The 15,099-nt window shown below is 73.1% G+C and carries 12 protein-coding genes; 8 read left to right on the forward strand and 4 right to left on the reverse strand.

Annotated features, from left to right (window positions below; translation table 11 throughout):
* Positions 1-6 precede the first annotated feature (6 nt).
* Both AOK23_RS03840 and AOK23_RS03845 read left to right on the forward strand, forming a co-directional pair.
* Positions 7-579 carry a MarR family winged helix-turn-helix transcriptional regulator gene (locus tag AOK23_RS03840; protein WP_055711360.1) on the forward strand — a complete coding sequence of 191 codons (573 nt, stop codon included), beginning with the start codon at positions 7-9 and terminating at the stop codon, positions 577-579.
* A 201-nt stretch (positions 580-780) separates the two neighbouring features.
* Positions 781-3,462, forward strand: coding sequence for a winged helix-turn-helix domain-containing protein (locus AOK23_RS03845; protein WP_055711361.1), 2,682 nt, complete (start codon positions 781-783; stop codon positions 3,460-3,462).
* A 28-nt stretch (positions 3,463-3,490) separates the two neighbouring features.
* Here AOK23_RS03845 and AOK23_RS03850 read toward each other — a convergent pair whose 3' ends face one another.
* From AOK23_RS03850 to AOK23_RS03865, 4 genes are all read right to left on the reverse strand, one after another.
* Complete coding sequence (locus tag AOK23_RS03850; RefSeq protein ID WP_055711336.1) at positions 3,491-4,186, reverse strand: type 1 glutamine amidotransferase domain-containing protein; 696 nt, start codon at positions 4,184-4,186, stop codon at positions 3,491-3,493.
* A 70-nt stretch (positions 4,187-4,256) separates the two neighbouring features.
* The gene (locus AOK23_RS03855; RefSeq protein ID WP_055711337.1) at positions 4,257-5,264 is read right to left on the reverse strand and encodes a zinc-dependent alcohol dehydrogenase; all 1,008 of its coding nucleotides are present in this window, start codon (positions 5,262-5,264) and stop codon (positions 4,257-4,259) included.
* A gap of 11 nt (positions 5,265-5,275) precedes the next feature.
* Entirely contained in the window at positions 5,276-6,136 is an 861-nt protein-coding gene (locus AOK23_RS03860; protein WP_055711338.1) for a fumarylacetoacetate hydrolase family protein, read from the reverse strand.
* 42 nt (positions 6,137-6,178) lie between these two features.
* Positions 6,179-7,024, reverse strand: a complete 846-nt coding sequence (locus AOK23_RS03865) for an IclR family transcriptional regulator (protein WP_055711339.1) — start codon at positions 7,022-7,024, stop codon at positions 6,179-6,181.
* A 50-nt stretch (positions 7,025-7,074) separates the two neighbouring features.
* Between AOK23_RS03865 and AOK23_RS03870 the strand changes: the two genes are divergently transcribed.
* From AOK23_RS03870 to AOK23_RS03895, 6 genes are all read left to right on the forward strand, one after another.
* Positions 7,075-8,787, forward strand: a complete 1,713-nt coding sequence (locus AOK23_RS03870; protein WP_055711340.1) for an IlvD/Edd family dehydratase — start codon at positions 7,075-7,077, stop codon at positions 8,785-8,787.
* A gap of 138 nt (positions 8,788-8,925) precedes the next feature.
* The gene (locus tag AOK23_RS03875) at positions 8,926-10,581 is read left to right on the forward strand and encodes an FAD-dependent oxidoreductase (RefSeq protein ID WP_055711341.1); all 1,656 of its coding nucleotides are present in this window, start codon (positions 8,926-8,928) and stop codon (positions 10,579-10,581) included.
* Positions 10,582-10,870: 289 nt separating this feature from the next.
* Positions 10,871-12,028 carry a SchA/CurD-like domain-containing protein gene (locus AOK23_RS03880; RefSeq protein ID WP_055711342.1) on the forward strand — a complete coding sequence of 386 codons (1,158 nt, stop codon included), beginning with the start codon at positions 10,871-10,873 and terminating at the stop codon, positions 12,026-12,028.
* A gap of 70 nt (positions 12,029-12,098) precedes the next feature.
* Positions 12,099-12,551, forward strand: coding sequence for a cupin domain-containing protein (locus AOK23_RS03885; RefSeq protein WP_055711343.1), 453 nt, complete (start codon positions 12,099-12,101; stop codon positions 12,549-12,551).
* On the forward strand, positions 12,548-13,813 hold the full coding sequence (locus AOK23_RS03890) for a beta-ketoacyl-[acyl-carrier-protein] synthase family protein (protein WP_055522074.1): 1,266 nt from the start codon (positions 12,548-12,550) through the stop codon (positions 13,811-13,813). The genes AOK23_RS03885 and AOK23_RS03890 overlap by 4 nt, the downstream gene beginning before the upstream one ends.
* On the forward strand, positions 13,813-15,066 hold the full coding sequence (locus tag AOK23_RS03895) for a ketosynthase chain-length factor (RefSeq protein WP_055711344.1): 1,254 nt from the start codon (positions 13,813-13,815) through the stop codon (positions 15,064-15,066). Before AOK23_RS03890 ends, AOK23_RS03895 begins: the two co-directional genes overlap by 1 nt.
* Positions 15,067-15,099: the final 33 nt, after the last annotated feature.

The following is a 15,099-nucleotide window of genomic DNA, read 5'->3' on the forward strand; positions in this document are numbered from 1 at the left end:
GTGCCCGTGCCCGGCCAACGATCCATCACACAAGCCGAGAAGCTCGCGGAGGCGAAGCTCGGGGGCATCCCCGTCCGTCACGAGCAGATGGCGGTCGTCGCCAACATCTACCGGGCCGCGTCGGCGGTGAGGCAGCACCTGGAGAACTCGGTGCTGCGCGGCGCCGACCTGACCTGGACGGCGTTCGTCGTGCTGTGGGTGGTCTGGATCTGGGGCGAGTCGGAGACCCGGCACGTCGCGGAGGAGGCGGGCATCTCCAAGGGGACGCTCACCGGGGTCTCCCGGACGCTGGAGAAGCGGGGGCTGCTCCGGCGGGCCGGGCACCCCACCGACGGCCGGCTGGTGCTGCTCAGCCTCACCGAGGAGGGCGAGGAGCTGATGCGACGCGTGTTCCCCGCGTTCAACGAGGAGGAGGCCTTCGTCGCCGCACAGCTCGACGTCGACGAGTGCCGCAGCGTCGCCGAAGGACTGCGGCGCGTCGTCCTCCAGGTCGAGGAGCACGGCGAGGAGCGCCGCCTCGCCCTCCTCGACGGCGCGGCCCCGGCTCCCCGCCGCAGCGGCCGCCGCCCGCAGCCCTAGCGAGCCGCGCCCCTGGCGGAGGGAAGCCCTCGGCCTGCCCTGCCCTACCCTGCCCCGCCCTGCTCTGGCCCCGCCTTGGCTCGGCCCGCAGCCCCGGCAGTCCGTTGATCGCACCGCAGGGTTCCGCCGGACGGGCGGGCAGGCGCGAACACTGGGATGCTGAGGACGGACAACCTGTCCACGACCTGACGAACGCAGGTGGTGAGCGCCGTGGCTGGGGTCGAGCAGAACGCACCGGGGGGAGCCCCGGAGCGGGCCGACCCCAAGGGCGACCCGTTCCTGCGGACCCGGTTCGCCGTACCCGTACGCCCGACGACCTTCCTGCGCCGCGACCGGCTGGTCGAACGCCTGGACGAATCCGGACGGACGCCGCTGACCCTGGTGGAGGGCGCCGCCGGCGCGGGCAAGACGCTGCTGGCCGCCGACTGGGCGGCCGGGCGGGACGGCCCCGTGGCCTGGCTCACGGCCGACACGGTCGGCCAGGTCGGCGGCATGTTCTGGGCGTACCTCCTGGAGGCCCTCCGGCTCTGCGGCGCGGGGCTGCCCGAGGTCGATCCGCCCTCGGACGCCAGCCGCGTGGACCCCGCGATCCTGACCCGGCTCGCCACCGCGCTGAGCGCGCGCGAACGGCCCGTGACGGTGGTCCTCGACGAGTTCGACCGGGTCACCGCCCCCGAGGTACCGGACCAGCTCGACTTCGTGCTGCACCACGCGGGCGCGGGGCTGCGCCTGGTCCTCGTCACCCGCACCGAACCGCTGCTGCCGCTGCACCGCTACCGGGTGGCGGGCGAGGTCACCGAGATCAGGGACGCGGAGCTGGCCTTCACCCCGGAGGAGGCCGCCACCCTGCTGAAGCTGCACGGACTGCGCCTGCCGCCGGCCGAGGCCGACGCGCTCGTGGAGCGGACCCGCGGCTGGGCGGCGGGGCTGCGGCTGTGTGCCCTCGCGGCACGCGAGAGCCCGCACCCGGAGACCTATCTCAAGGAGTTCGAGGCCGACCGCACCCCGATGGCCGACTACCTGCTGGCGGAGGTGCTCAAGCGGCAGACCCCCGAGACGCAGGATCTCCTGCTCAGGACCAGCGTCCTCGACCGATTCTGCCCCGACCTGGCGAACGCGCTGACCGGGCGCCTCGACGCCGAGCCGATCCTGGCGGGGCTGCACCGCGCCAACGCGTTCGTGGAGCACCTCGGCCACACCTGGTACCGCCTCCACCCGCTGTTCGGGGAGATACTCCGCGCCCACCTCCATGAGCGCGCACCCGGTCTCGAACCCGAACTGCACCGCAGGGCCGCCGAATGGCTGCGCGACTCCGGCTCCCTCACGGAGACCCTCGACCACGGCGCCGCGGCGGGCGTCTGGGACTTCACCGCCGGTGTCCTCGTCGACGACCTCGCCATCGGGCAGCTGTTCACCGGACTGCGCTCCGACGAACTGGCCGACCTGTTCTCCCGGATGGGCCCCGAGGCGACGAGCCCCGCCACCGACCTGGTCCGCGCGGCCCGCGAACTGGCCCGGCACGACGTCGACCGGGGCCTCGCCCACCTACGGCACGCGGAGGAGAGCCTCGTGGCGCGGGGCCCGGTGGAGGACGCCACCGACCTCGCGGCCGCCTGGCTGAGCTGCGCCCTGCTGGAGGCCGTGGTGGCCCGGCAGACCGGATCACCCGGCAGGGCGGTCCGGGCGGTGGCGGCGGCCGAGAGACTGAGCAACCGGATCCCCGCCGACCTGCTGGAGAAGCATCCGGAACTCACCGCGCAGCTCGTGGCCCACCTGGGCTCGGCCCTGCTGTGGGCCGGCCGCTTCGAGGACGCCCGTACCGCCCTGTCCTCGGTGGCCGACGCCTCCGGCGGAGCGGCCACCGAACTCCTGCGCGTCGACTGCCTGGGCCGCCTGGCGCTGATCGACTGCCTGAACGGCTGGACCGGCCGGGCGGAGCGCACCGCGCTCGCGGCGACGGCCGTGGCGGAACGGTGCGGACCGCCGCAGCCGTCCGGTTGCGGTGTCGGACGACTGGTCCTGGCCGCCGTGGCCGTCGACCGCGACGACCTCGCCTCCGCCGAGTCCCTCCTGGAGACCGTGGACGGCTCCGAGTCCGCGCTGCGCGACCCGGTGCTGGACGCCGGTCAGGCCCTCACGACCGCGCGTCTGCTGCTGGCACGCGACCGCACCCGGGCGGCGCTGCGTGCCGTACGGTCGTCCGTCGCCGCCGAGGTGGCCTCCCCCTGGGCCGAGGCGTGCACCGCGCTGATCACCTCCGACGTCCACCTCGCCGAGGGCCGGCCGGAGGAGGCCGCCGAACTGCTCCGGTCACTGCCCGAGGACCAGCCGGCGTGCGCGGTGGGCGCCGCCCGCGCCCAGCTGGCGGCCGGCCGGCCCGACGCGGCGCTCGACCTGCTCGACCGGGCGCACCCGGAGGAGCGCGGCGGCCCCGCGGTGTCCGTCCGCGCCACCCTGGTCCGCGCGCAGGCCGCGTACCGGGCGGGCGACGCCGCCGCCACCCGCCGCCTCCTCGCGCGGGCCCTGCACCAGGCGCGCCGCGACGAATTGCGCAGGCCCTTCCACGAGGCGGGCCCCTGGATCCGGCCGTTCCTCGCCGCGCCGCCCCTGCGGGAACTGGCGGGCTGGCTCCAGCCCGGAACCGCCCACCCGGAGGCCGCCCTCGCCGACGACGACGCCGTGGTGATCGTGGAACAGCTGAGCGGACGCGAGCGGGACGTTCTGCGGCGGGCCGCCGAGATGATGTCGACGGAGGAGATCGCCGCCGATCTGTATGTGTCGGTGAACACCGTGAAGACCCATCTCAAGAGCGCCTACCGCAAACTGGCCGTGAACCGCCGCAACGACGCGGTGCGCCGCGCCCGCGAACTCCGGTTGCTGTGACGGTCCCGGTGCCCTCGGGGGTGCGCCCTCAGCCCAGGCGCCGGACCACCGCCTCGGCGACGCCCTTGGCGCTGCCGGGGTTCTGACCGGTGATGAGGCGGTCGTCCTCGACGATGTGCGGGGCGAAGGGCTTGTCGGCGGTGGTGTAGGACGCGCCGAGTTCCTTGAGCCGGTCCTCCAGGCTGTAGGGGACGGCGTTCGCGCGCTGGGCGAGTTCCTCCTCCTGCCAGGAGAAGCCGGTGACGTTCCTGCCCTTGACCAGGGGTTCGCCGTTGCTCAGGGTGACGTCGAGGAGTCCGCAGGGGCCGTGGCAGACGGCCGAGACGATGCGGCCGGTGTCGTGGAACCGTGCGATGAGCGCGCCGAGTGCCGGGGTCTGGTGGAAGTCGAACATGGTGCCGTGGCCGCCGGTGAGGTAGATGGCGTCGTAGTCCTCGGCGTCGGCTTCGGACACGGCCATGGTGTCCTTGAGTTTGTCCATGAACTGGCGGTCGGTGTAGCGCTTGTCGGTGCCGAGGTCGCCGAGCACGCCGTGGGCGAGGCTCTCGGGGTCGAGGGGCACGGGTCCGCCGTCGATGCTGGCGATGGTGATGTCGTACCCGGCCTGCTCGGCGACGTCGTAGAAGTGCGTCAGCTCACCGAGCCAGAGACCGGTGCGGTAGCCGACCGTCTCGTACTCGCCGGTGCTGGTGACGATGACGAGGATGCGATGCGTGGGGGACATGTGCTTCCTTCTGTCGGACACGAGGGGCGTGGAGGTTGTTTCGGTTCGTCCTACCACGCCGTACCCCGCTTCACGGGGTGACATGGATCTTCGGTCCGGGTCCCGCGCCCGCCGGGCGCCGGCCGGCGAGGACGGGGCCGACCTCGTCGAGGCCCACGGTCGCGGCGACGAGCGGTCCGGGGGCGACCGTCGCGTCGGCGTACGCACGGATCGTGGCGTCGAGCCCGGGGGACGCGGACAGGATGCCGACCGCCGTGACGTCCTTGAGGACGAGGGCGCGGGTGTCGAGGGGGCTGGGCTCCCCGGCCAGCCCGATGTACACGAGGCGGCCGCCCGGCTCGACGAGTTCCAGGGCCCTCGCCGGCAGCGGGGCGGCGTTCGAGGCGTCCACGACCGCGTCGAAGGGCAGGTCGGGCACCGAGTCCTCCGTCCAGACGTGCTCGAACCCCAGGCCGCGGGCGAAGGCGAGGGAGCCCTCGGTGGCTCCCATCAGATGGACCTCGGCACCGGCGGCACGCAGGAACATCGCGGTCAGCAGGCCGATCGTCCCCGGGCCCAGGACCAGGGCACGGTCGCCGGGGTTCGGCGCGGCGGCCCGCGCGGCGCGCAGGGCGTTGCCGCCCGGTTCGACGAGCGCGCCGAGGACGGCGTCGACGGAGTCCGGCAGGGCGTGCAACGAGGACGCCGGAACGGCGAGCCGCTCCGCCAGGGCACCGTCCCGCGCACCGCGGATGCCGACCTCCTGCCGCGCCTCGCACACATGCCGGCGCCCCCGCAGACAGCGGCGGCAGCCGCCGCAGCCCAGCATCGTGTCGCCCATGACGCGGCGGCCGATCCAACCGGGGTCGACGCCGTCCCCCACCGCCGTGACGCGTCCGCACCACTCATGGCCGGGCCGTAGGGGGTAGGCGGCGTGCCCCTGATGGAGGTAGGCCATCTCGCCGGTGAAGAACTCCACGTCGGTACCGCACACGCCGACCCGCTCGACGTCGACCACGGCCTCGCCGGGGCCCGCCACCGGCGAGGGCACCTCCCGCACCTCGTACGCGCCGGGGCCGGTCAGCACGAAGGCACGCATGGGCCGACGGCTCACCGGGGCGCCACGACACGCTGCCGCTGGATGCCGAGGTGCCTGATGCCCAGTTCCATCACGTCACCGGGCCGGAGGTAGGTGGGCGGGGTGAGGCCCATGCCGACGCCGGGCGGGGTGCCGGTGTTGATGAGGTCGCCAGGCTCCAGGACGAGGAACTGACTGAGGTAGTGCACGATGAAGTACGGGTCGAAGATCATCGTCTTGGTGCTGCCGGTCTGCCGCCGCACCCCGTTGACGTCCAGCCACATGTCGAGCGCGAGGACGTCGTCGATCTCGTCGGCGGTGGCGAGCCAGGGCCCCGCCGGGTTGAACGTCTCGGCGGACTTGCCCTTGGCCCACTGGCCGCCCCGCTCCAGCTGGAAGCCGCGCTCGCTGACGTCGTTGACGACCACATAGCCGGCGATCGCCTCACGGGCCTCCTCGACCGACTCCAGATAGGAGGTGCGACGGCCGATGACGATGCCGAGCTCCACCTCCCAGTCCGTCTTCGTCGAGCCGCGCGGGATGCGCACGTCGTCGTCGGGGCCGATCAGGGTGTTGGGCGACTTGGTGAACAGGATCGGCTCGTCCGGCACGGGCATGCCGCTCTCGGCGGCGTGGTCACGGTAGTTGAGCCCGATGCACAGGATCTGGTGCGGGCGGGCGAAGGGGGCACCCACGCGCTCCCCGGCGAAACGCGACACCCGGCCCGCGGCCACGTGTTCGGCCACCAGGGGGCGTACGCGGTCCAGGCCGCCGGAGCCGAAGAAACGCTCGTCGAAGTCCGTGACGGTGTCGGAGAGGTCGACATACGTCTCGTCGTCGATGCGGGCGACGGGCTTCTCGGCGCCGGGGGCGCCGATGCGCATGAGGTACACGGTGCTGTCTCCAGGATGGGGCGGCGGGGGAGCGGGAGCGGGTCAGGCGTGCGGCTCGGCGAGCGGACCGAGCAGCGCCCGGATCTCGTCGAGCGCGTCCACCAGGGCGGTCAGGGGTGTCCGATAGGCGAGGGCGCTGATGCTCACCGCGCCGGACGGGGCCGTGGGCGAGGTGAGGTACACGGGCAGGGCGAGACAGTGCACACCGGTCTCGTTCTCCTGGTCTTCGCAGGCATGGCCCTGGACGGCCGCCGCCCCGAGCGCGGTGTGCAGGTCGGCCGCCGTGCACAGCGTCCGGGGCGTCCGGCGCTCCAACGGCACGTCACCGACCCACGCCCGGACCTCCTCCAGGGACGTCAACTCCCGGGCGAGCAGCACCTTTCCGACCGCCGTGGAGTGGGCGGGGTTGCGGCCGCCGATGGTCGACGTCAGCCTGACGGCCCCGGTGGGCGGGTCGACCTTCGCGCGGTAGACGACCTCCCGGCCGTCCAGCACCGCGTAGTGCGCCGTCTCCCCGAACCGGTGCGCCAGCGCCTCCAGCACCGGACGGACCCGGACGTGATCGGGCCGTGCCTCGTGGTGCGCGAACGCCATGCGCAGGAACTCGTCCCCGAGCACATAGCGGCTGCTGTCGTCCTGGTCGGCGAGACCGGCCCGGCGCAGGGCGCCCAGCGCCCGGTGCACGGTCGGCTTGGGACTGCCGATCACCCGGGTCAGCTCGTCCAGACCCACCCCGTCGGGATATCGGGCCAGCTCCTTCAGCACGGCGAGCACCCGGTCCGAGCCCACGAGACGGCCACCCTCCGGGCCGGCCGCGCCGTCCTTGGACCTGGTCGCGCCGATCCCGGAAGGGTCTGTCGATTCGTCGTTCGTCTGCGTATCCTGCATGGCGTTCCAGACTGTAGATCGTCGTACCGATTAATGGAAAGGGTTCGATCGTGAGGCTCCGCAGCGCGCAGTGGTACGAGGGGCAGGACCGCAACTCCTACATCCACCGGGCGTGGATGCGCAGAGGTGTGCCGGACGACGCCTTCACCGGACGGCCCCAGATCGCCATCGCCAACACCGCCTCCGACCTCACCCCCTGCAACGCCCACCTCGACGAGGTGGCCGCCTCGGTCCGCAACGGCGTGTACGAGGCGGGCGGCATCCCCCTGGACCTGCCCGTGGTGTCGCTGGGGGAGACGAACGTGCGGCCCACCGCCATGCTGTGGCGCAACATGGCGGCCATGGCCACCGAGGAGATGCTGCGGGCCAATCCCATCGACGGCGTCGTCCTCCTCGGCGGCTGCGACAAGACGATCCCCTCCCTGCTCATGGCCGCCGCGTCGGTGGATCTGCCCGCGGTGGTGGTCCCGGGCGGCCCGATGCTCAACGGCACCTTCCGCGGCAACCTGCTGGGCTGCGGCACCGGGGTGTGGCAGCTGTCGGAGGAGGTCCGCGCGGGCACGCTCTCCCAGGAGCAGTTCCTCCGCTCCGAGTCGGCGATGATCCGCAGCCGGGGCCACTGCAACACGATGGGTACGGCGTCGACGATGGCCCTGGTCGCCGAGGCACTGGGCACCGTGGTCCCCGGCGTGGCCGGCACCCCCGCCCCGGACAGCCGGCTGCTGAAGTCCGCGCACCACACCGGCCGGCTGGCGGTGGACATGGTCGCCGTCGACCGGCGACCCGGGACCTTCCTGACCAAGGGGTCCTTCCACAACGCGATCGTGGCCCTCGCCGCCATCGGCGGCTCCACCAACGCGGTCGTCCACCTCCTCGCGATCGCGGGCCGGCTGGGCATCGACCTGACGCTCGACGACTTCGACCGCATCGGCTCACGCGTCCCGGTCCTGGTGGACCTGCAGCCGGCGGGCCGCTTCCTGATGGAGGATCTCCACCGCGCCGGCGGCCTGCTCGCCGTGCTGCGCGAGGTCCGCGACCTGCTCGACCCCGACGCGCTGACCGTCACCGGCGAGCCGCTGGTGACCTACCTGGACGACGCTCAGATCTGGGACACCGAGGTCATCCGCACCCGCGCCGAACCGCTGGTCGCCGAGGGCGGCATCGCCGTCCTGCGCGGCAACCTCGCCCCCGACGGCGCCGTCGTCAAACCGGCCGCCGCCTCCCCGCACCTGCTCCGCCACCGCGGCCGGGCCGTCGTCTTCGACTCCATCGAGGACTTCCGGGCACGCATCGACGACCCCGACCTCGACGTGGACGCCGACTCCGTCCTCGTCCTGCGCGGCTGCGGCCCCAAGGGCTACCCGGGCATGCCCGAGGTCTCCAACATGCCGCTGCCGAGGAAACTCCTCGAACAGGGCGTCCGCGACATGGTCCGCGTCTGCGACGGCCGGATGAGCGGCACCGCCTACGGCACCGTCGTGCTCCACGTGGCCCCGGAGGCCGCGGCCGGCGGCCCCCTCGCCCTCGTCCGCACGGGGGACGTCATCGTCCTCGACGTCGAGGCCCGCCGCATCGAGGTCGACGTACCCGCCGACGAACTCGCCCGCCGCACCCCCGACAAGGCCACGGTCGACGGCTACGCCGCCCCCCGCCGCGGCTGGGAACGCCTCTACGTCGACCACGTCACGCAGGCCGACACCGGCGCCGACCTCGACTTCCTGACCGGCTCCAGCGGATCCGAGGTGAGCCGGGAGTCCCACTGACGACCCAGCCTCCGCACCGCCTAGGCCGGACACGACCTAGCGGGTGAAGCGTGACGCGGCCTCCGAACCGCGGGGCATGCATGAACCGCACGGCCGCATGCGGCCGAATCGACGGCCACGCAGCACTGGAGGCGAGCGGTGAACCCACGAGACGAGCAAACCGACCCCACGACCCCTCAGGTCCCGGTCCTCATCGTCGGCGGTTCCCTCGTCGGCCTGTCGACCTCGCTGTTCCTGGGCCGGCTGGGGGTACGGCACATCCTGGTGGAGCGCCACGCCGGCACCTCCATCCACCCCCGTGGGCGAGGCAACAACGTCCGCACGATGGAACTGTTCCGGGCCGCCGGCGTCGAACCGAAGATCCGGGAGGCCGCCGCCACGCTGGCCGACAACCACGGGATCCTGCAGACACCCACCCTGGTCGGCGACGCGGGGGAGTGGCTGTTCAAGGAGATCGACGCGGGCGGCGGCCTCGCCCGGTTCAGCCCCAGCTCGTGGTGCCTGTGCAGCCAGAACGACCTGGAGCCGGTCCTGCTCGACCACGCGAGGAACCTCGGCGGCGACCTGCGCTACGCCACCGAGCTGATGTCGTTCACCGACGACCCCTCCGGCGTCACCGCCGTGGTCAAGAGCCGCGAGACGGGCGAGCACACCACCATCCGCGCGCAGTACCTCGTCGCCGCCGACGGCCCCCGCAGCCCCGTCCGCGAGCAGCTCGGCATCGAGCAGAGCGGTCCCGGGGACCTCTTCCACAACGTCAGCATCACGTTCCGCTCCCGCCGGCTCGCCGACGTCGTCGGTGACCGGCGATTCATCGTCTGCTACCTGACCAGCCCGGACGCCGACGGCGCGCTGCTGCCCGTGGACAACCGGGAGAACTGGGTGTTCCACGCCCCCTGGCACCCCGAACACGGCGAAACCCTGGAGGCGTTCACCGACGAGCGGTGCGTCGCGCACATCCGCCGCGCGATCGGCGTCGCCGACCTCGACGTGGAGATCACCGGCAGGGCTCCCTGGCACGCCGCCCAGCGGGTCGCCCGCCGCTACCGGTCGGGCCATGTCTTCCTGGCCGGTGACTCGGCCCACGAGATGTCCCCCACCGGGGCGTTCGGCTCCAACACCGGCATCCAGGACGCCCACAACCTGGCGTGGAAACTGGCCGCGGTGCAGGGCGGCTGGGCCGGGGAGGGGCTGCTCGACACGTACGACGTGGAGCGCCGCCCGGTGGCGGAGGCGACCAGCGCCCGCGCCGCCGCGCGGTCGGTCGAGCACAGCCATCCCGGTTTCGCCCCGCCCCCCGGAGCGCAGGGCGGCGGCCCCCAGCGCGGCGTCCTCAACGTGGCCCTCGGCTACCGCTATCCGCAAGGCGCCGTCGTCGGCGCCGACCCCGCCACGCCGGCCGTACCGGAACGCCTCGACCTGTCCGGGGAACCCGGCAGCAGGGCACCCCACGTGCCGGTACGCCACCGGGGCGAACAGATCTCCACCCTCGACCTCTACGAGCGGTCGTTCGTCCTGCTCAGCGATGCCGACGCCCCGAGCGGATGGCACGAGGCCGCCGTCCGACTCGCCGCGTCGACGTCCGTCCCCCTGACGTCGTACCGGCTGGGCGACGGGCCCGACGCCGAGCTGACACCCGTCGGCGACGCGAGCTGGTCGGCCGCCCACGGCACGACACCCTCGGGCGCCGTCCTCGTCCGGCCCGACGGGTTCGTGGCGTGGCGATCCCCGGAGCGGGTCCCGGACCCCGAGACGACCCTGCGCCAGATCCTGGACACCGTCCTGGCCCTCTGACCCCCGGAGACGACGCCACACACCACAGGGAGGCCGACCGGCCGCCCCCCTGACGGTGCGCCGGAAACGCCGGCCGTTGTTGCGTCACGCCCTCGTCGCGTGACGGCCACAGCGGCTTTCCCAGGGTCGCGGACGGCCGCCCGCCGCCCGCCCGCGGGGCCCCGCCTTTCGCGTCGAGCGGATGGCGGTCACCTGGGCAGAGCACACGAGTCGCGCGCTTCCCGAGCCGGGCACAGGATCGAGAAACCGACATTCGTCCGCCTCCGCCAATGAAGGAGAAGTGCGCAGGATGACCACCACATCTGACCGCCTTTCGGAACCGCCGGCGTCACCGGCATCGCAGCGCGTCTCCCAGTCCGTGTTCGACGGCTCCCCGCTGCGGGTCGTCCTGCTGGTCGACGTCCACGACGGGGCCCAGCAGCAGTTCCTGGAGGCGTACGAGGGCCTGTGCAACCAGGTCGCATCCGTCCCCGGACATGTCAGCGACCAGCTGTGCCAGTCCATCGAGAACCCCTCCCAATGGCTCATCACGAGCGAGTGGGAGAGCGCCCCGCCGTTCCTCACCTGGGTCAACAGCGAGGAACACGTACGGATGGTGGAGCCGCTGCACAGCTGCGTCCGCGACACCCGGTCCCTGCGCTTCCACATCGTCCGGGAGACCGGCGGCCCGGCGGCCGAGGCCGCGTCCGGGCAGCGTCGCCTCCAGGCGTCACCCCGCATCGGTGACGGCGTGATCCGGCACGCGCTCACCTTCACCGTCAAGCCGGGCAGCGAGGACGTCGTCGCCAAGATCCTCGCCGACTACGACCCGCCGGAGCCGCAGGTCGACGCCACCACCCGGCTCTGCCGCACCTCCCTGTTCATGCACGGCAACCGGGTCGTGCGGGCCATCGAGGTCCGGGGCGACCTGCTCGCCGCGCTGCGGCACGTCGCCCGGCAGCCCGAGGTGCGGGCCGTCGAGGAGGCCATCAACCCGTATCTGGAGCAGGACCGGGACCTCGACGACCCGGAGTCCGCCCGCCTCTTCTTCACCCGCGCGGCCCTGCCCGCCGTGCACCATGTGACGGCGAGCCAGGAGAGCGGGAACGCCGAACGGCGCGCCTACCACTACCCCGCCCGCGAGGGCTGCGGCATGCGCCTGGCGGAACTGCTCGCCCGGCAGGACGCGGCGGCCGCGGACGACGCGCACGGACCGGTGCTGCGCAGCACGATCTTCCACCGCGACGACGTCGTCGTGCGGCTCGTCGACGTCCGCGCCGGGGCCGACACCGCTTCCGGCGCCGTGTTCGGACTCACGGACAGCGGACAGGCGGCCGAGCTGACGGCGCTTCTCGACGAGGGAGCCCTCGGCGCGAACGGTTCCGCACGCGGAGAGGGCGCCCACGCCTCCCTGGCGACGGCCGCCCGCATGCGCCTCGTGACCGACCGCCGCGCGCCCGGCGCCTGACCGCCGTCCCCTCCCCGGGCCGTGACAGCCACTCCCTCGTCTTTCCAGAGCACCAGTTCGGAGGAACGCCGTGACGAACAGCCATCCCGCGATCGTGGATCTCAGTGAGATCGAGCCCAACACCAGGCGCGGTGGCGATCTACGCGCCCTGCTCACTCCCACCACAGTCGGCTCCACCAGCGGTTTCATGGGTGTGGCCATCGTGCAGCCCGGCGACCGCATCGCCGAGCACTACCACCCGTACTCCGAGGAGTTCGTCTACGTCGTCTGCGGGCAGCTGGAGGTCGACCTGGACGGTGAACCCCATCCGCTGCTGCCCGAGCAGGGGCTGATGATCCCCGCCCATGTACGGCACCGCTTCCGCAACGTCGGCAACGTGGAGGCCCGCCTGGTCTTCCACCTCGGCCCGCTGGCCCCCAGCCCGCCGCTCGGCCACGTCGACACCGAGGAGACCGACGCCGCGCCGGGCGCGGCCCACGGGGGCGGGCACCGGATCGCCGAGCGAAGTCGAGTCGGCTCATGACCAGGCGCGTCGCGGTCACCGGGATCGGCGTCGTCGCCCCCGGCGGGATCGGCATACCGGCGTTCTGGGATCTCCTCGCGAACGGCCGCACAGCGACGCGGGGCATCACCTTCTTCGACCCGTCCGGGCTGCGTTCACGGATCGCCGCCGAGTGCGACTTCGACCCGTCGGCCCACGGGCTGGCGGCGGAGGACGTCGCGCGCTGCGACCGGTACATCCAGTTCGCGCTGGCCGCGGGGGAGGAGGCGGTACGGGACTCCGGCCTCGACCTCGCCGCCGAGAACCCCTGGCGCGTCGGCGTCTCCCTGGGTACCGCCGTCGGCGGAACCACCCGGCTGGAGCACGACTACGTGCTGGTCAGCCATGGCGGGCAGCGCTGGGACGTGGACCACCGGGAGGCCGGTCCGCATCTGCACCGGGCGTTCTCGCCCAGCACCCTCGCCTCGACGGTGGCGGAGCGGTTCGAGGCGCGCGGGCCGGTGCAGACCGTCTCCACCGGCTGCACCTCGGGGCTCGACGCCGTCGGGTACGCCTTCCACACGATCGAGGAGGGCAGGGCCGACGTGTGCATCGCCGGCGCCTCCGACTCCCCGATCTCCCCCATCACGATGGCCTGCTTCGACGCGATCAAGGCCACCTCCCCGAACAACGACGATCCCGCGCACGCCTCCCGGCCCTTCGACGCCGACCGCAACGGGTTCGTCATGGGCGAGGGCGGAGCGGTACTCGTCCTGGAGGAGCTGGAACACGCCCGGGCGCGCGGCGCGCACGTGTACTGCGAGCTCGGCGGTTACGCCACCTTCGGCAACGCCTACCACATGACCGGTCTGACCACCGAGGGCCTGGAGATGGCCCGCGCCATCGAGGACGCCCTCGACCACGCCCGGCTCGACGGCACGGCCATCGACTACGTCAACGCCCACGGGTCGGGAACCCAGCAGAACGACCGGCACGAGACGGCCGCGGTCAAACGGGTCCTGGGCGCCCACGCCTACGACACGCCGATGAGCTCCATCAAGTCCATGGTGGGCCACTCCCTCGGCGCGATCGGGGCGATCGAGGTGGTCGCCTGTGTGCTGGCCCTGGCCCACCAGGTCGTCCCGCCCACCGCGAACTACGAGACCCCGGACCCCGAGTGCGACCTGGACTACGTCCCGCGCGTGGCCCGGGAGCGGCGGCTGAACAGCGTCCTCTCCGTGGGCAGCGGCTTCGGCGGCTTCCAGTCCGCGGTGGTCCTCACCCGGCCGAAGGGAAAGACGTGATGAGCGAACCGCACACCCGGCGCGCCGTCGTCACCGGGATCGGCGTGGTGGCGCCCAACGGAACCAGCACCGAGACCTTCTGGAAGGCCACCAGGGAAGGCATCAGCGTGCTGGACCGGGTCACCCGCGAGGGGTGCGAGCACCTGCCGCTGCGCGTGGCCGGTGAGATCCGGGACTTCGATCCGCCCTCGGCGGTCGAGGAGCGCTACCTCGTCCAGACCGACCGCTTCACCCACTTCGCCATGGCGGCGGCCGACCTGGCGATCGAGGAGGCCGGCCTCAACCGGTCCGACACCGACGCCTCGCCCTTCTCGGTGGGCGTGGTCACCGCGGCCGGTTCCGGCGGCGGCGAGTTCGGCCAGCGGGAACTGCAGCAGCTGTGGGACAAGGGCAGCCGCTACGTGGGCCCGTACCAGTCCATCGCCTGGTTCTACGCCGCGAGCACCGGCCAGATCTCCATCCGCCGCGGCTTCAAGGGCCCCTGCGGAGTGGTCGCCGCCGACGAGGCCGGCGGTCTGGACGCGCTGGCGCACGCGGCGCGGGCCGTACGACGCGGCACGGACGTCCTGGTGGCCGGGGCGACCGAGGCGCCCCTGGCCCCCTACTCGGTGGTCTGCCAGCTCGGCTACGAGGAGCTGAGCACGGAGGACGTCCCGGAGTGCGCCTACCGCCCGTTCACCTCCGCGGCCTGCGGGTTCGTGCCCGCCGAGGGCGGCGCGATGCTCGTCGTGGAGGCCGAGACCTCGGCCCGGGAACGGGGGGCGCCCGCACGGGCGACGCTGGCGGGACACGCGGCGACGTTCACGGGCGCCTCCCGCTGGCAGCAGTCCCGCGAGGGACTGGCGCAGGCCATCCGGGGCGCCCTGGAGGAGGCCGCCTGCGCGCCCGCGGAGATCGACGTGGTCTTCGCCGACGCCCTCGGCGTACCGGAGGCGGACCGTGCCGAGGCGCTGGCGATCGCGGACGCGCTGGGCGCCCACGGCCGACGGGTCCCGGTGACGGCACCGAAGACCGCGATCGGCCGGGGCTACTGCGCGGCACCCGTCCTGGACGTCGCCGCGGCGGTCCTCGCGATGGAGCACGGCGTGATCCCACCCACCCCCAACGTCCACGACGTCTGCCACGACCTCGACCTCGTGACGACACATGCCCGCGCCACCGAACTGCGCACGGCGCTGGTCCTCAGCCGTGGACTCATGGGGTCGAACTCGGCGCTGGTGCTACGGCTCGGCGCCACCGACGCCTCCCCGTGAGGCCTCGTCAGCACACATCACGGAGCAAGGAGA

Source organism: Streptomyces torulosus, assembly GCF_001419765.1.
GTDB lineage: Bacteria > Actinomycetota > Actinomycetes > Streptomycetales > Streptomycetaceae > Streptomyces > Streptomyces torulosus.